This window comes from Pontibacter sp. E15-1 (assembly GCF_022601975.1).
Classification (GTDB): domain Bacteria; phylum Bacteroidota; class Bacteroidia; order Cytophagales; family Hymenobacteraceae; genus Pontibacter.
Window position 1 is genome coordinate 200,333 of the sequence record NZ_JAKVIR010000002.1, and the last position, 17,042, is coordinate 217,374.

At 55.2% G+C, this 17,042-nt stretch carries 15 protein-coding genes; 1 reads left to right on the plus strand and 14 read right to left on the minus strand.

What is annotated here, in order from left to right; translation table 11 throughout:
* Positions 1 to 60 precede the first annotated feature (60 nt).
* From mgtE to MKJ04_RS02405, 10 genes are all read right to left on the minus strand, one after another.
* Positions 61 to 1,416, minus strand: coding sequence for a magnesium transporter (mgtE, locus tag MKJ04_RS02360; RefSeq protein WP_241638935.1), 1,356 nt, complete (start codon positions 1,414 to 1,416; stop codon positions 61 to 63).
* 139 nt (positions 1,417 to 1,555) lie between these two features.
* Entirely contained in the window at positions 1,556 to 2,566 is a 1,011-nt protein-coding gene (locus MKJ04_RS02365) for a bifunctional 3-deoxy-7-phosphoheptulonate synthase/chorismate mutase (protein WP_241638937.1), read from the minus strand.
* 1 nt (position 2,567) lies between these two features.
* Positions 2,568 to 3,344: a tryptophan synthase subunit alpha gene (gene trpA / locus MKJ04_RS02370; protein WP_241638939.1), complete on the minus strand. Its 777-nt coding sequence runs from the start codon at positions 3,342 to 3,344 to the stop codon at positions 2,568 to 2,570.
* Complete coding sequence (gene trpB, locus MKJ04_RS02375) at positions 3,337 to 4,524, minus strand: tryptophan synthase subunit beta (RefSeq protein WP_241638942.1); 1,188 nt, start codon at positions 4,522 to 4,524, stop codon at positions 3,337 to 3,339. The genes trpA and trpB overlap by 8 nt, the downstream gene beginning before the upstream one ends.
* Before the next feature lie 113 nt (positions 4,525 to 4,637).
* Complete coding sequence (locus MKJ04_RS02380) at positions 4,638 to 5,264, minus strand: phosphoribosylanthranilate isomerase (protein WP_241638944.1); 627 nt, start codon at positions 5,262 to 5,264, stop codon at positions 4,638 to 4,640.
* Positions 5,261 to 6,079: an indole-3-glycerol phosphate synthase TrpC gene (gene trpC / locus MKJ04_RS02385; protein WP_241638946.1), complete on the minus strand. Its 819-nt coding sequence runs from the start codon at positions 6,077 to 6,079 to the stop codon at positions 5,261 to 5,263. The genes MKJ04_RS02380 and trpC overlap by 4 nt, the downstream gene beginning before the upstream one ends.
* 29 nt (positions 6,080 to 6,108) lie before the next feature.
* Complete coding sequence (trpD, locus tag MKJ04_RS02390) at positions 6,109 to 7,119, minus strand: anthranilate phosphoribosyltransferase (protein ID WP_241638949.1); 1,011 nt, start codon at positions 7,117 to 7,119, stop codon at positions 6,109 to 6,111.
* An 88-nt stretch (positions 7,120 to 7,207) separates the two neighbouring features.
* Complete coding sequence (locus MKJ04_RS02395; protein WP_241638951.1) at positions 7,208 to 7,771, minus strand: anthranilate synthase component II; 564 nt, start codon at positions 7,769 to 7,771, stop codon at positions 7,208 to 7,210.
* Between the two features lies 1 nt (position 7,772).
* On the minus strand, positions 7,773 to 9,185 hold the full coding sequence (locus MKJ04_RS02400) for an anthranilate synthase component I family protein (RefSeq protein ID WP_241638954.1): 1,413 nt from the start codon (positions 9,183 to 9,185) through the stop codon (positions 7,773 to 7,775).
* A gap of 264 nt (positions 9,186 to 9,449) precedes the next feature.
* Positions 9,450 to 10,952, minus strand: coding sequence for a M20/M25/M40 family metallo-hydrolase (locus MKJ04_RS02405; RefSeq protein ID WP_241638956.1), 1,503 nt, complete (start codon positions 10,950 to 10,952; stop codon positions 9,450 to 9,452).
* A gap of 398 nt (positions 10,953 to 11,350) precedes the next feature.
* Here MKJ04_RS02405 and MKJ04_RS02410 point away from each other — a divergent pair, with 398 nt between their 5' ends.
* A complete protein-coding gene (locus MKJ04_RS02410; RefSeq protein WP_241638959.1) occupies positions 11,351 to 11,758 on the plus strand; it encodes a hypothetical protein in 408 nt (135 codons plus the stop codon).
* A gap of 387 nt (positions 11,759 to 12,145) precedes the next feature.
* Here the strand turns inward: MKJ04_RS02410 and hisB are convergent, their stop codons facing one another.
* The 4 genes from hisB to hisG all read right to left on the minus strand — a co-directional run bounded on the left by hisB (position 12,146) and on the right by hisG (position 16,509).
* On the minus strand, positions 12,146 to 13,246 hold the full coding sequence (gene hisB, locus MKJ04_RS02415) for a bifunctional histidinol-phosphatase/imidazoleglycerol-phosphate dehydratase HisB (protein ID WP_241638961.1): 1,101 nt from the start codon (positions 13,244 to 13,246) through the stop codon (positions 12,146 to 12,148).
* Between the two features lie 82 nt (positions 13,247 to 13,328).
* Positions 13,329 to 14,372, minus strand: a complete 1,044-nt coding sequence (hisC, locus tag MKJ04_RS02420; protein WP_241638962.1) for a histidinol-phosphate transaminase — start codon at positions 14,370 to 14,372, stop codon at positions 13,329 to 13,331.
* Entirely contained in the window at positions 14,365 to 15,654 is a 1,290-nt protein-coding gene (gene hisD, locus MKJ04_RS02425; RefSeq protein WP_241638963.1) for a histidinol dehydrogenase, read from the minus strand. The genes hisC and hisD overlap by 8 nt, the downstream gene beginning before the upstream one ends.
* 3 nt (positions 15,655 to 15,657) lie before the next feature.
* Entirely contained in the window at positions 15,658 to 16,509 is an 852-nt protein-coding gene (hisG, locus tag MKJ04_RS02430; RefSeq protein WP_241638964.1) for an ATP phosphoribosyltransferase, read from the minus strand.
* Positions 16,510 to 17,042: the final 533 nt, after the last annotated feature.

Genomic DNA, 17,042 nt, shown 5'->3' on the forward strand with positions numbered 1-17,042 from the left:
GCCATAATGAGTACAAATATAAAACAAGTGCGCTAGTTTAGGGTATGATTTCTTAAAAATTTACAGCAAGGTGCCTCTCAGCAGCGTGGCCGCGATGGAAAAATAGATCACCAGCCCTGTTACGTCTACCAGCGTGGCGACAAACGGTGCGGAGGATGTTGCAGGATCCAGGCCCAGCAAACGCAATAAAAACGGGATCATGGAACCCGAGAGCGTGCCCCACAGCACAATGCCGATCAGCGAGAGCCCCACGGTCATCCCGATCAAAACGGAGTATGCGCCATAGTCATAAAACCCAGCCTGCTGCCACACAATGATCCGGAGGAAGCCGACCGTGCCCAGGATCAGCCCGAGCATCAGCCCCGACAGGACCTCCTTGCGCATCACATACCACCAGTCGCGCAAGCCGAGCTCTTTGATGGCCATCGCCCTGACAATGAGGGTGGCGGCCTGCGAGCCGGAGTTACCGCCACTCGAAATGATGAGGGGTATAAACAGGGCCAGCACCACGGCCTTTTCAATCTCCACCTCAAAAAAACCCATGGCAGAGGCAGTGAGCATCTCCCCCAGAAACAGGATCAGGAGCACGCTGGCGCGCTTTCTTACTAAGGTGAGCAGCGGGGTTTCGGTATAGGATAGCTCCAGGGCCTCCAGACCACCGAACTTTTGAATGTCCTCGGTATCGCGCCGCTCAATTTCGTCAAAGATGTCGTCGAACGTTACGATGCCCACCAGCACGCCGTTCTCCGACACTACCGGCATCACGGCCCTGTCATACTTGTCGAACTGCTCGATGGCCTCCTCGCGGCTCATGGTGGTGATCAGGCTCACGAACTGGTAATCCATCAGCGACTCAATGGTCTGCTCCTCCTCGGCCATCAGCAGTTTCCCGATCCGGATATCGTCGATCAGCTTGTTCTCCTTGTCCACGATGTAGACGTGGTTCAGCGTCTCGGCTTTTTTGCCGTAGCGCTTGATGTTGGCGATGGCCTGCCGCACGGTCCAGCTTTTCTTCGACTGGATATAATAGGGCGTCATGAGGCGGGCGATGCTTTTCTCGGGGTAGCCCAGCAGGTTGAGCGCGATGCTCTTCTCCTCGTCGGAGAGCAGGTTGATGGACTCTTTGATGAGCAGGTCGGGGAAGTTCTCAAACACCTCCGTCCGGTCGTCGGGGGCCATGTTCTCCAGCATCTCGGCCGTGTCGCGCGAGCCCAGTTCCTTCAGGATGTCCTCCTGTATCTTGTGGGTAAAGTAGGTGAGCACCTCGGCCTTCAGCTCGCCGGGCAACAGCAGGAACGCCAGGATGCGTTCTTTGGCGCTGAGCTTGCTGATCACCTCTGCGATGTCGTTAGGGTGCTTGCTGCGCAAGTCCTCAAGATTTAAATCACTCCGGAAAGTGTCCAGTGCTTTTGCCATGATAAGTGTACTCCGCGCATCTGTTTGCAAGATGCTTTACTCCGTTTGTGGTAAACTGTTGCCTGCGCATCCAACGCCAAAGCCTGACTTATACATAAATCAGGCTTTGGCAGACTGTCGTGTAGTTGGCTAAATGTGTTTAAAAACTTTCGCGCAGGGCATAGGCCTGCCGCATTCGCCCGATCAGGCGCGACGATTCGGCAAAGTTCAGGGTCTGCTGTCCGTCTGAGAAGGCTTCTTCCGGCTTCTGGTGTGTTTCGTAGATGATGCCGTCTGCCCCGGCCATCACGGCAGCCAGTGCCATGTCGGCCACGTAGTCGCGCAGGCCAATGCCGTGCGACGGGTCCACGATCACGGGCAGGTGCGTTTTCTCCTTCAACACGGGCACGGCGTTCAGGTCCAGGATGTTGCGATAGGCTTTTTCATACCCCCGGATGCCGCGCTCGCACAGCATGATGTTCTCGTTTCCGTTCGAGAAAATGTACTCCGCCGCCTGCAGCAGCTCCTCGATGGTGCCGGAGATACCGCGCTTCAGCAGTACGGGCTTCTGCGCCTCGCCAAGCGCGTCGAGCAGGTTGAAGTTCTGGCTGTTGCGCGCGCCCACCTGAAACACGTCCACGTAGTCGATCATCTCCTCGATCTGCGATACCTGCATCACCTCCGTGATGATCTTAATGCCGTTTTCGCGGCAGATGCGGTAAAACATCTGCAGTCCGTCAATGCCCATACCCCGGAAGGCGTATGGCGAGCTGCGCGGCTTGAACACCCCACCCCGCATGATCTGCACGTTATTTTCCTTGAGGTGCTCCACCACCAGCTCAATCTGCTTCTCGCTCTCGATAGAGCACGGACCGGCCATGATGCTGAAGTTGCCCTCGCCCACCGTCACGCCGTCGCCCAGGTCGATGCGGGTGGGCTCCACGCGCCACTTGCGCGAGATCAGCTTATACTCCTCCGACACCCGGTGAATGTCCGCCACGCCCGGCAGCTGGCCAATCGTGCGGATGTCAAACTCTTTTTTGCCAATGGCCACCAGGTAATCGCCGCGCTGGGTTTTCACCTCGCTGGCCTGGTAGCCGATTTTGTGTACCTGCTGGAGTATGTTCTCTTTTATATCGTCAGGGATGCCCTGTTGCAGCTGTATGATCATGTCAGTTTCGAATGCTTTGGATGAAATTCTGGATGTTTTCTGCCACTGTACCCTCCTGGCCCAATGCCTTGATAAAGGCGCTGCCGATGATCGCCCCCTTTGCGTGGTTGCAGGCCTGCGCGAAGGTGTCGCGGTTGTGGATGCCGAAACCGATGATGCCCGGGTTTTTCAGGGTCATCTTCCCTACCCTGTCAAAATAGTCGGTGTTGACCACGGCCTGCCCGTTGGTGCTGCCCGTGGTAGAGGCCGACGACACCATGTACACGAAGCCATTGGTATGGCTGTCGATCTCGCGGATGCGCTGCTCCGGTGTCTGCGGGGTAATCAGGAAGATTTTGCTGAGGTTGTTCTGCTCAAAAATCGCCTTATACTCCCGCACATAGTCGGCCAGCGGCAGGTCCGGCAGGATGATGCCGTCGATGCCCACTTCGCGGGCCTTCTGGCAGAAGCGCTCCACGCCATACTGCATCACCGGGTTCAGGTAGCCCATCAGCACCAGCGGAATCTGGGTATGTTTCCGGATCTCCTGCAATTGCTCGAAGAGTTTTGGTATGGTCATGCCGTTTTTCAGGGCAATTCCGCTGCTCTGCTGGATGGTCGGGCCATCGGCCAGCGGGTCGGAGAAGGGCATACCCACCTCTATCAGGTCCACGCCGTTTTTCTCCAGTTCCAGTATAATCGGCACCGTGTCTTCTAAACTCGGGTAGCCTGCCGTGAAATAAACCGACAGCAGTCCCTGCGGCTTCTGTGCGAATAGCTTTTTTATTCTGTTATCCATTGAGTTGGAATCGATCTAGGTAGGTTGACAAATCTTTATCGCCGCGGCCCGAGAGGTTCACGACCACCACATCATCCGGCTTCGCCCCGATCCGGTCGAGGGCAGCCAAGGCATGTGCGCTTTCGAGGGCAGGTATGATGCCTTCCAAACGGGTCAGTTCCAGCACCGCCTGCAGCGCCTCTTCATCCGTTATGTTCTCGAAAATCGCCCTCTTGGAGTCGAACAAATGCGCGTGCAGCGGTCCCACGCCCGGATAGTCGAGGCCCGCCGAGATGGAGTATGGCTCGGTTACCTGCCCGTCCTCGGTTTGCATCAGCAGCGTGCGGCTTCCGTGTATGATGCCCTCTTTACCCAGCACCGACGTGGCAGCCGACTCACCGGAGTCCACGCCCATACCGGCGGCCTCTACGGCCACCAGTTTTACTTCGGGCGTGTCGAGATAGTGATAAAAGGCACCGGCCGCATTGCTGCCGCCGCCCACACAGGCCACAACAAAGTCCGGGTTCTCCCGCCCAGTCTTCTCCTTCAACTGCCATTTCATCTCTTCCGAAATAACTGCCTGGAACCGGGTCACCATGTCAGGGTATGGGTGCGGGCCCACCACCGAGCCAATGATGTAATAGGTATCCTCGGGGTTATTAATCCAGTCGCGGATGGCCTCGTTGGTGGCGTCTTTCAGGGTGCGGCTGCCGCTGATGGCGGGCACCACGGTGGCACCCAGCATCTTCATGCGGGCCACGTTCGGGGCCTGCCGCTCAATGTCGACCTCGCCCATGTATACGATGCACTCCAGCCCCATCAGGGCGCATACGGTTGCAGTGGCCACGCCGTGTTGTCCGGCACCGGTCTCCGCAATAATGCGATGCTTGCCCAGCCGCTTGGCCATCAGCACCTGCCCCACGGTGTTGTTGATCTTGTGGGCCCCGGTATGGTTCAGGTCCTCACGCTTGAGGTAGATGTTGGTGTTGTGCTTTTCGGACAGGCGCTTGGCGTAGTATAGCGGCGTGGGTCGCCCCACATAATCCTTCAGCAGGAGTTGCAGCTCTTCCTGAAACGCAGGCTCCTGCATAATCTTCAGGTAATTCTGCCGAAGCTCCTCCACATTGGGATAAAGCATCTCGGGTATATAAGCTCCACCGAATTTTCCGTAGAAGCCGTTTTCGTCGACTGCGTATTTCATGTTAAGTCGTTAAATGTTAGACGATCGGCAACAGCCGTTTTCAGGAGCCGATTGCCTTATCCAGTATTTTAGTAATCAGCTACAAGCGCTGAGTCATTGTTGAAATGCTGAAGTCAGGCTTTAAAAAGCTCCAGCATTTGTTTGAGCTCCCCTACTTTCTTCAGGCCGGGTTCCAGTTCGAAGCCGCTATTTACGTCTACAGCAAACGGCTTGGGCCGAATCTTAGCAAACTCGTCCTGCTGCAGCAGGGCTAGGGTTAAGCCGCCGCTTAGGAAATATGGTTTTTCGGCTATGTTATTTTTCAGCAACTCCCAGTCGAAAACCACGCCGTTGCCGCCATAGTGCTTGCCTCTGGTGTCGAAGAGAAAGTAATCGCAGCAACGCTCGTAAAGAAGCGTACTCTCAAAAGAAAAAGCATCGCCCACGGAAAAAGCTTTTATAATGTGGACTCCTGCCTGCTGTAACTCCTGACACTGACGCGGCGTCTCGCGGCCATGCAGCTGCACCAGGTCCAGGCCATACTCCTTTACGGTCTTCAGAATCTGCTCCTTGCTTTCATTCACGAATACCCCGACTTTCTGGACAGAAGCTGGGAGCGATGCCAGCAACTCAGGCGTGATATGCTCCCCTGCAAACCGCCTGGAGTCCCCGTAAAAGATAAAGCCCATGAAATCGGGATGCAGCGCCGCCACCTGCCGGATGTTTTCCGGGTCGCGCATGCCGCACACTTTCACCTTCATGCCACGGCCTCCTTCTTTTTGGCCTGCAAAGCGCGCAGCTCTTTGATGAATTTAGCGGCCGCCTGCTCCGGCCTGCTGCTCGTCATAAAGCTCTCCCCGATCAGGAAGCCGTTGTAGCCCGCCTCCTGCAGGTCCACCAGTGTTTGTGGCTGGCTCAGTCCGCTCTCCGAGATTTTAGTGATGCCGACTGGAATGTGGTTTGCCAGTTCAAACGACAGCCCCACATCCGTCTTAAAGGTTTTCAGGTTTCGGTTGTTCACGCCCACCACGGTCACAAATTCGTTCATGCTGGTTTGCAGCTCGTTCAGGTCGTGCACCTCCAGCAATACTTCCATACCCAGGGAGCGGGCAAAAGCCGCGAGTTCCTTCAGGCGGGCAGGCTCCAGGGCCGCCGCAATTAGCAGAATCACATCGGCACCGATAGACTTCGCCTCCACAACCTGATACTCATCCACCATAAAGTCTTTCCGCAGAATCGGGCAATAGTTGAACTTGCGCGCCGTGAGCAGGTCCTCGTTCTTGCCGCCAAAGTAGTTCGTGTCGGTCAGGATCGACAGGGCCGAGGCCCCCGCCTGCATGTAGCCGATCGAGGTGCGCTCGACGGACACGTAGGGGTTGATGGCGCCTTTAGAGGGTGACCTGCGCTTGATCTCCGCAATGATGCCGCTCTTGTCTGGGCGCAGCAGGTACTGCTCCAGCGAGAGGCATTTGGTTTCGAAATAAAGGCTTTTCTCCAGCAGTTTCACTGGGTATAGCTCCCTCCGCTCCGCCACTTCTTTGTGCTTCTGGGTGATAATTTCGTCAAGTATGTTCATGTGTTTATCTTAGTAATGCCAGCGGGACCTTAGGCCACCACGGCAGCTTTATCGTTTATCAACTTGTAAAACAGGCTGTATGCCTTCCCGGACGCAAGCGTTTCTTTTGCCAGGGCCACCGCGTCCTGCGGGGCAAGCTCCGGCCGGGCCGTGTGCAGGGCCATGCCCGCGTTTGCAGACACCACAGCGGTTTGGGCCTCGGTGCAATTGCCCTGCAAAACGTCCATAAAAAGTTTGGCAGAGGCCGCCACATCATCCCCGCCCTTGATCTGCTCGTGCTTTAGGTGGGGCAAGCCCAGCGTGTCCGCGTCATACTGGGCTTCGCGGTTATCGGAGATGATCTTGAAGGGGCTGGTCAGAGACACCTCATCGTAGCCGTCCATGGTATGTATGATGCTGTACTGCACCTCCGGCTGTTGCTGGTACAGGTAGCCATACATGCGCGCCAGCTCCAGGCTGAACACACCCACCATCTGCCGCTTCGGAAAGGCGGGGTTCACCATCGGCCCGAGCATATTGAAAAACGTCTTCACGCCCAGATCCCGGCGGATAGGCCCCACGCTCTTCATGGCCGGGTGAAACAGCGGCGCGTGCAGAAAGCAGATGTTGTACTTGTCCATGCTCCGCGTCAGGGCATCGGTGTCGGTGGTGAACTTTATACCCAAGGCCTCCAGCACGTTTGAGGACCCGCACGAAGATGACACGCCATAGTTGCCGTGCTTGGCCACCGGAACCCCCGCCGCGGCTACAACCACCGAAGACAGCGTGCTGATATTAAACGTGTCCTTTCCGTCACCTCCCGTACCGCACAGATCCATAGGGTTGTATGCATCCAGGTCTACGCGGTGGCACAAATCGAGTAGCGCGTTCCGGAAGCCCTCCAGTTCAGCAACGGTGATGCTGCGCATCATATATACCGTCAGGAAGCTGGAAATCTGGCTTTGGTTGTAGTGTCCTGCGGCCACATTCACCAATACCTCCCGTGCCTGGTCCTTTGACAGCGTTTTATGTTCAAATAAATGATTCAGTATCTCTTTCATTTCTCTAGCTTATGTACTGGATGCCTGATAAAAGTAAATCCCATACATCCTGACGGATGGGTGAAGTCTCGGATTAACCGGCCACGGTTTAGTTTTCCAGCCAGTTTTTGATGATCTGTTTTCCATGCTCGGTCAGCACCGACTCCGGGTGGAACTGCACGCCCCGCACGTCATGCTCGCGGTGGCGCAGCGCCATGATGTGGCCCTCGGCATCCACGGCGGTGGGCACGAGGCAATCCGGCATCTCCTCTTCTACTAACCAGGAGTGATAGCGACCTGTTCCAAACTCCTGCGGTATGTTCCGGAAAAGTAGCTCATCGTCGCTCACAACCCGAACGGGCATGGCTACCCCGTGCCATACCGCATTGCTGTTAAACAACTTGCCGCCGTATACCTCCCCAATGGCTTGATGCCCGAGGCATACGCCGAAAAGGCTTTTTTCGGCCCCATACCTCCGGATCACGTCTTTGAGGATGCCTGCCTCATCGGGTATGCCCGGGCCTGGCGAAAGCATGATCTTCTGGAAAGCGCCTACTTCCTCCAGCGTGATTTTATCGTTCCGGCGGACGGTGACCTCCGCCCCCAGCTCCTGCAGCAGGTGCACGAGGTTGTAGGTAAACGAATCGTAATTATCTATAACAAGGACTTTCATATCAGTTTATCTCTTGGGCTAGCTGAAGGGCACGGCGCAGCGCCATTAATTTATTGTCTACCTCCTGCAGCTCGCTCTCCGGTTCGGAGGCGGCCACGATGCCTGCGCCGGCCTGGTAGTATAGCTTGTAGTCTTTGCTTAGGAAAGACCGGATCATGATGGCGCTGTTGAAGTTGCCGTTGAAGTCGAGAAACCCGATGCAGCCGCCATAAAATGCGCGGTTTGTGTTTTCATACCTGTCGATGAGCTGCATGGCCATGTGCTTGGGGGCACCGGAAAGCGTGCCCGCCGGAAACGTGCTGGCCACCATTTTCAGCGAGTCTTCCTGCTGATGCAGCTGCCCCGACACTTTGGATACCAGGTGAATGACGTGGGAATAGAACTGGATCTCGCGGAAGGTCTCCACTTTCACGCTGTGCCCGTTGCGGCTGATGTCGTTGCGGGCAAGGTCCACCAGCATCACGTGCTCGGCGTTTTCCTTGGGGTCTGCCAGCAGCTTCTCGGCCAGCGCGGCATCCGCCGCATCGTCGCCGGTTCTCCGGAAGGTGCCCGCAATCGGGAAGATGCTGGCTTTTTTGTCCTTGATCACCAGCTGCGCCTCCGGGGAGGAGCCGAAGATCTTGAAGCTGCCGTAATCGAAGTAAAACAGGTATGGCGAGGGGTTTACGGAACGAAGCGCACGGTATACATTAAACTCGTCTCCCTGAAAGGCCTGCGCGAAACGGCGCGACAGCACCAGCTGGAACACATCGCCCCGAAAACAGTGCTGCTTGGCCTTGGCTATGTTCTTGAGGTAGTCGTGGCTGCTGATGTTCTCCTCTTCCTCGCCGTGCACCCGGAAGGTATAGCTCGGGATGTTGAGGCTGTTCAACAATACCTCCAGCTGCGTGATGCCATCATCGATGTCCTTCTGGTAGTTATGGGCAAAGATAAAGGCTTCGTTTGTAAAATGGTTAATGGCGATGATGTGCCGGTATACCGCGTAGTACAGGTCCGGGATTTGCTGTCGGTCGGGGCGCAGGTTCAGGTCAATATCCTCGAAATAGCGAACCGCATCGTAATTTATATAGCCAAACAGGCCGTTGTGGATGAAGTTGAAGCTGTTGTGCTCCTCGATGTCGAAGCTCCCGGCAAAGGCCGCTAGTTTGGCTGGCACGCTCAGGTCGCGGGTAATGTCGGTGCGGCGCTCACTCCCGTCCGGGAAAGTCTCCGTCAGGACCTCGTTCTCCGCCTTGATGGTGGCCAGGGGGCTGCAGCAGATATAGGAGAAGCTGTTTTCCGCGCCGTGGTAATCCGAGCTTTCCAGCAAAATACTGTTCGGGAAGCGGTCGCGCAGCTTCAGATACACGCTCACGGGCGTAAGCGTATCCGCCAACAGGCGTTTGTAAGTGGTACTGATTTTGAACTTTTCCATTGCTTTGTACAGGGTCATAAATAAAAAGCCCGCTATTCAGGTGAACAGCGGGCTTTAAACTTTTTATCGTGTGCTATAATATGTCTTCTGAACTATATAGCAGGGCTGTTCACGTTCGGATTTGAAACGTGCCACCACCATGCCATATGAAGATTGAGAGTCACTGTATATCTTGCTTTAAAGTAATCCTTCGGTTGAGTTAAATTTTACTATAGCGCAAATCTATTCCGTAAACTGAGAAATCCCAAATATATTTGCGTTTTTTTATTTGGCGCGTGTTGCCACTTGCCGGGAACCCTCCTCTTCCTGCAGGGCAATTTCCTGTGTCTCCGCGCCGCACGTGGCCCGGATCAGGTGCCCGTAAAAGGCGATGCACTTCCCAAACACCTCCACCGACAGCCGCTCGTTCACGTTATGCACCCGCTTCGCCTCCTGTCGGTCCACAACCTGAGGCGCAAAACGATAGATATTGGCGGTGAGGCCGGCATAGTGCCGGGCATCGGTGGCTCCCGGGAAAAGAGCCGGAACAACGGTTTGCACCTCTGGAAAGGTCTCTTCAATAGCGTGGGTCAATGCCTGGTAGGTCCAGCCATCGGTGGGGGTCACGGCCGAGGGCGGGGTATACTGCCCCTGCACCGAGACCAGCACGCGCTCATCTGCGATGGCTTTCGTCGCGTGGTCCAGCACACGCTGCTGGGTGTCGCCTTCCAGGAGGCGGACATTGATGACGGCGGAAGCCACGCGGGGCAGGATATTTGCCTTCAGGCCGCCCCCAATCACGGTGGGTGCCATCTGAGTGCGGACCAGTGCGGCCGTCACGCGGTCCTGGGCCAGCATTTTCAGCACCCGCCCTCTGAACACCCCGTAGTGCTGCATGGCAAATTTATACCTCCCACCCAGTTTTCCGGCCAGCCGCGCTACTGTCTCTTTCGTGACAGGCGTCATCCGGGCCGGAAAAGGGGTTTCGTGCAGCCGTTTTATAGCCGCGCTCAGGATATAAATGGGCGGCTCATCCACCGGGACAGAAGAATGCCCGCCCTCGCCCCTCACCTCCAACACCAGGTTCAGGTTTCCCTTGGCCGCAGTTCCAACAAAGGCGATCGGCTCCGTCAGGCCCGGCATAATGTTTTTGGCAACCGCCAGCCCTTCGTCAAAAACGGCTTCCAGCCGGATGCCCTGATCCTGTAGATATGCGGCGATCCCGCCCGCGCCCGCCTCACCCCCGGTCTCCTCATCGTGGCCAAAAGCAAGGTATAACGTGCGCTCTGGTTGATAACCTGCCAGCACCAACTGCTCGACAGCCTCCATCATTGCCACCACCCGGTACTTGTCGTCCATGGTGCCCCGGCCCCAGATATAGCCCTCCTGCACCAATCCCTGAAAGGGAGGAAATCTCCAGTCAGTCCTGGTGGCCTCCTCCACTGGCACCACGTCAAGATGGGCGCTCAGCAGGATGGGGTTCGCGTCGGGGTTGGTGCCGTGCCAGGTATACAACAGGCTATGCTGGTTTATCACGTCTTTCTGTAACCGCGCGTGCAGGGCCGGAAATGCGTCTTCCAGGTAATCGTGCAAGGCGGTAAAGGCTTCTGCGTCGGCTAATTGCCCGGGCTCCGGTGCCACGGTTTCAAACTGAATGACTCTGGAAAGTTTTTGAATGGCCGGGTAAGCAGGTATAGCCGTGGAAGTGGTGTCCGCGACGGCTACGGCCTGGCCCACGTTGAGCAGGAGGAGAATCAGGGGTATAAGGAGTTTTTGAAAATGCTCCATGAATGTTCGTTAAATCATAAAACCGGCAGACGGCAATGGCAGGAATGGATTATGCCGCCCGAAAGGCGATAATGCCTCTCTTTAGGTACGAACATATACGGGCGCGGTTAAGTTGCCAATCCATACATACTCCGCCATCCGTACATGGTAAAGCAACTAGGGAGAAGTCGGCTTAAATATATAGAAAGTTAATATTTGCTGGCTTCCTGCGTCATATCTTCTTAAATTTGCACCACAAAAGCAGGCCTTAAGCGCTTGCCATGATCGCACATCTCACTGGAATCGTGCCATCTGTGCCATTTGGCGGCCTGCAACTTAATTTTAGATTAGCTGCTTACAAATACTTTCTGACGCAACACGCAGGCGACAGGGTATGGCTTTTACTTTACTTGAATTAGATGGATTCAACAAGAACAGAGTTATTGTATCGGAATAACTTTATAGCGATTGAACTAAATCACTCAGACAACTGGATGTATGTGAACTGGCGCGGTAATGTGAGCCATCATGATGTGCGGGCAGGCTGCATGGAAATACTCCGCCTGGTGAAAGAATACAAAATATACGACATCCTTAACAACAACACCCAGGTACAGGGCATGTGGTCTGGGGCAGCTAAGTGGGGCGGCACGTATTGGTTTCCGGCGCTGCGGGAAGCGGGCTTGAGGCGCTTTGCCTGGATCTACTCACCCAGCGTGCTCAGCAGGCTGTCTACGGACAAAACCCTCGACAATACCGAAAACCCTCACTACATAAAGACCTTCGACGACATCGCGCTTGCCAAAGACTGGCTCCGGATGCCCTAGCGACAAGTAACTTCCTAAAGTGTCAGACTTTAACGAAGATAGCGATAATCCTACATGGTATATACAGCAAAAGGGTGGTCTCGCTACCCTTTTGCTGTATATACCATATATGGCTGGATTAACTTGAACTTGGGAATATAGCGGTTGTTTTAAACTCGAAACTCCTTCTTTTCATAGCCTGCTTTGCGCTCCACGCCCGCTGGGGCACGTTTTCCCGCTCGGCACTGTGTACATTTCCTGCCTAACGGCTGCCACTCACGTGGCACCGGAAATATACAAGGTGCCTCCCGGAAAAACTGGGAATCATTTTGTCCTGATCTAGCAAAACAAAACTTCTTCAAAGCAAAAACTTAATTGAAATACAATTATTCCCAAGTTTATGTTGGATTACAAAATCCCTTTGGTGCTCGGGATGGTGTTGTCTGTGAGATCCCGGGCCACGGCCATACGTATGGATCGCGCAAATGCCTTGAAGATCGCCTCAATCTTGTGGTGCTCGTTTTCGCCGCTCACCTTCACGTTGAGGTTTGCTTTGGAGGTGTCGCTGAAGGACTTGAAGAAATGGTAGAACATCTCGGTTGGCATGTCCCCCACTTTCTCGCGCCTGAACGCACCATCCCATACCGTCCAGGGGCGGCCGCTGAAGTCGATGGCGACCTGCGCCAGCACATCGTCCATGGGCAATAGGAAAAAGCCGTAGCGGCTGATGCCCCGCTTGTCGCCGAGCGCCTGCAAAAACGCCTCCCCCATCGCCAGGCCGGTATCCTCGATGGTATGGTGCTCGTCGATATGGAGGTCGCCTTTCACGTGTATGGTCAGGTCCAGCTTGGCGTGCTTGGCCACCTGCTCCAGCATGTGGTCGAAAAAGCCCAGCCCGGTATGGATGTCCATCTGGCCGGTGCCGTCCAGGTTCAGCTCGATCCGGATGTCGGTTTCGGAGGTGCTGCGCTGCACGGTGGCCCTACGCAGTGTGGGGCGGGTGAGGAAGGTATAAATCTCGTCCCAGCTCGTGGTGCTGAGCGCGGCACCACCCGGGTTTTCGTGCCCTATAAAAATGGCTTTGGCCCCCAGATTCTGCGCCAGTTTGATGTCTGTGGCGCGGTCCCCGATGACATAACTGTTGGCCAGGTCATACTCCCCGGCGAGGTAGCTTTTCATCATCCCGATGCCCGGCTTGCGCGTCTCCAGCCCCTCATGCTCAAAGCTGCGGTCGATCAGGATCTCGTCGAACTTGATGCCTTCGCTCTCCAGCACCTCCAGCATCTTGTTCTGATAGGGCCAGAACGTGTCTTCCGGGTATGAGTCCGTGCCCAGCCCGTCCTGATTGGTCACCATCACAAACTCGTAGTCCAGCTCATGGAAAATGCGGGCCATGTTGCTGATCGACTTTGGCACAAAGGCAAACTTCTCAAAAGAATCCACCTGAAAATCCGTTTTTGGCTCAATCAGAATGGTGCCGTCACGGTCAATAAACAATGCTTTTTTCATGTTCGGTTTTGATAGCCATACCTCGCCTACTGGCGCTCAATTGTATTTCTGCCACGGGGCGGGATATGGGGCGGATGATTCATTAAAAGGCGGCGATGGCCTGTAACAGCCTTTGGTTCTCCTCCAGCGTCCCGACGGAGATACGCAGGCAGCCTTCACAGCCTGGCAGGCTGGACCTGTTTCGGACCACGATGCCCTGCTCCAGCAGGTAACGGTATAAGCCGTTGGCATCGGTCACCTGTACCAGTATAAAATTCGCGTCTGAGGGGAACACTTTCTCTACGGCGGCCAAGGTCGGGAGCGTCTGCATCAGCAGGGTGCGCTCCTGCACAATCTCCTCCACCATATCCTTCAGGGCCTCGGTCTGCGTCAGGGCCTTTAAAGCAAGCTCCTGTGTTGCCTCGTTGATGTTGTAGGGCGGCTTGATCTTGTCCAACACACTGATGATCTCGGCAGAGGCAAATGCCAGCCCGAGACGCAGCCCGGCCATACCCCAGGCCTTGGAGAAGGTCTGCAGTACCACCAGGTTCGGGAAATCAGCCAGGCGCGTGGTCCAGCTTGGGCTGTCGCCAAAATCTACGTACGCCTCGTCCAGCACCACCAGCCCGCTGAAGTCTTGGAGCACTTGCTCAATGGCGCTGGCCTCGATGGTATTGCCTGTCGGGTTGTTGGGGGTGCAGATAAAGATGATTTTGGTGGTTGGCTTTACCTGCGCCAGCAACTCCTGCACTGGTATCTGGAAATCAGGCGTGAGCTGTACTGCTTCCAGCGCCACATCGTTCAGGTGCGCCGACACTTCATACATGCCATAGGTGGGCGGCAGGTGCAACATGGCATCTTGGCCCGGGCGGCATACCATCCTAAACAGCAGGTCGATAGCCTCGTCGCTCCCGTTTCCGAGAAATATCTGCTCGGGCGCCACGCCCTTTATCTCTGCAATGAGCGCCTTCAATTGCTTCTGGTGCGGGTCTGGGTAGCGGTTGTAGTTGCCTCCCGCCAGGCTGCCAAGGTTGTTCTCGTTGGCATCCAGGTAAACGCTGGCAGTACCCTTAAATTCATCGCGCGCCGAAGCGTAAGGCTTCATCTTCAGCACATTGGGTCGGATAATATCGTTCAGGTTAAACACGGTTCACCTCTTTTAAGCGTAATGTAACTGCATTTTTGTGCGCCTCCAGCCCTTCGGCCGCCGCCATAGTCTCGATCGTGCCGCCGATTTGCTGCAAACCTGCGGGTGTGATGTGCTGGAACGTGATTTTCTTCACGAAGCTGTCCAGCGATGCGCCGCTATACGCGCGGGCATACCCATTGGTGGGCAGGGTATGATTGGTGCCGGAAGCATAGTCGCCGGCCGACTCGGGGCTATAGTTCCCCAGAAAGACGGAGCCCGCGTTGATGATGCTGTCCAGCGCCTCCTCAAAGTTGAGGATAGAGAGAATAAGGTGCTCCGGAGCGTACAAATTCGAGAAGTCCATCATCTCGGCCACGCTTTCCAGCACAATGCCAACGCTGTTGTCGAGGGCCTTGGCGGCAAACGCTGCACGGGGCAGCACGGCCAGTTGCGCCTCAAGCTCCAATTCCACTTTAGAAAGCAAGCTTTCTGAGTTTGTGAGTAACACTACCTGCGAGTCTGGCCCGTGCTCTGCCTGCGAAAGCAGGTCGGCTGCCACGAAGGCAGGGTTTGCAGACTCGTCGGCCATCACCAACACCTCCGACGGACCGGCAGGCAGGTCGATGGCCACACCGGCTTTGCTCACCAGCTGCTTGGCCACCGTCACGTACTGGTTACCGGGGCCGAATATTTTATACACGGCGGGCACGCTCTCGGTGCCAAAGGCCATGGCCGCAATCGCCTGGGCCCCACCGGCTTTCACCACCCGGGTGATCTCCAGCAGCGAGGCGGTGTATAGGATGGCGGGATGCACCGACCCGTCTTTAGAGGGGGGCGTGCAAAGCACCAGCTCCCGGCAACCCGCAATGCGTGCGGGCACTCCCAGCATCAGCAGTGTCGAAAACAATGGCGCCGTGCCGCCCGGTATGTATAAGCCTACCTTCTCGATGGCCACGCTTTTGCGCCAGCACATAACGCCCGGCATCGTCTCCACCTGCTGGATGGGCTCGGCCTGCTGGGTATGAAACACCTGAATGTTGCTGAAAGCCTGCAAAATCGCCTCTTTCAGTACTAGGGGGAGCTTTGCCTCGGCGGCAGCAATCTCTTCAGGGCTCACTAAAAGTCTCTCAAGCGTCACGCCGTCAAACCTCTCTGCGAGTTGCAGCAGGGCGGCGTCGCCCTGCTCCTGCACCAGCTGGAAGGTTTGCTCAATGCCCGGCTCCAGTTCCGCCAGGTTTTTTGTGGGCCGCCTGGTTAGCGCGGGCCACTGCTCTTGCGGAGGGGTAATGATTCTGCGCATGGCTTAAACGATCATTTTTTCAATTGGAATCACCAGGATGCCCTGTGCCCCGGCGTCTTTTATTTTCTCGATAATCTCCCAGAAATCGTCCTCGTTCACAACGGAGTGGAGCGAGCTCCAGCCGCTTTCTGACAGGGGAAGTATGGTCGGGGATTTGATGCTCGGCAGCAGATCGCTGATTTCCTGCAATTTGTCGTTTGGCGCGTTCAGCAGGATGTATTTGGCTTTCTGGGCGCGCTGCACAGCCTGGATCCGAAACAAGAGCTTGTCTAGTATCTGGCGTTTCTCCTCACTCAGTTTATCATTGGCAATCAACACCGCCTCCGACTTAAACACGCGCTCTACCTCCTTCAGTCCGTTGCTGATCAGGGTGCTGCCCGAACTCACAATGTCGCAGATGGCTTCGGCCAGCCCGATGCTCGGTGCAATCTCCACGGAGCCACTGATGGTATGGATGTGCGCCTCCACGCCTTGCTCCTGCAGGTAAGCCTGCAACAGGTTGGGATATGACGTGGCGATGTTCTTCCCGTTCAGGTCCTGCACAGATTCATATCGGTCGCTCTTGGGCACGGCCAGCGACAGGCGGCATTTCGAAAAGCCCAGTTTCTCTACCGTGAGTGACTGCTTTCCTTCTTCCACGAGCACATTCTGCCCCACAATGCCGATATCTGCCACCCCGTCGGCCACATAGCCAGGGATGTCATCGTCGCGGAGGTACAGGATTTCGAGCGGGAAATTGGTTGATTCGGTTTTCAGCTTCAGCGAGCTGGTGATAAAAGAGATTCCACATTCGCGGATAAGCTTTAGCGAGTCTTCGCTAAGCCTGCCGGACTTCTGGATAGCTAATCGTAGCATATGGGGTGTCGTTATGTATATACAATGAAATGAAAGGTATGGCTTTGCTTTGGGCAAAGTCTGTAAACCGGGTCTGTACCCAAGGGGGCGGTATAATGACAGTATTCCTCTTACGAGGAATGATGGATGTGATGAAAATGCGCATGCGCTACCGGGGCAACGGAGATTGCCGGATTAGATGGGATGCTATGGGTGGTGGCTGCGATCATGTTCTGTACCACAAAGTAAAGCTGTTTTTTTAAAATATAAAACAAACTTGACTAAAAATAAAAATCCACGCGGAAATGGGGCGTGGGGTTATGAAATGAATAGTAATGAACCTGATATTATTCAGAGATGAATTCGAAAAGCTTCCTGAATATAATTCTGCAAACAACCATTACGCTAAGGATATTTAGAGATTAATGACATAATATTGAATTATGTCACGCTAATATCACCTATATACCCCCACACGCTTAAAAAGTTTTTCTAAAATTTATAATTACAAAATTGAAGTATAACATTTATACTACCCTGCTCCATATTAGGAT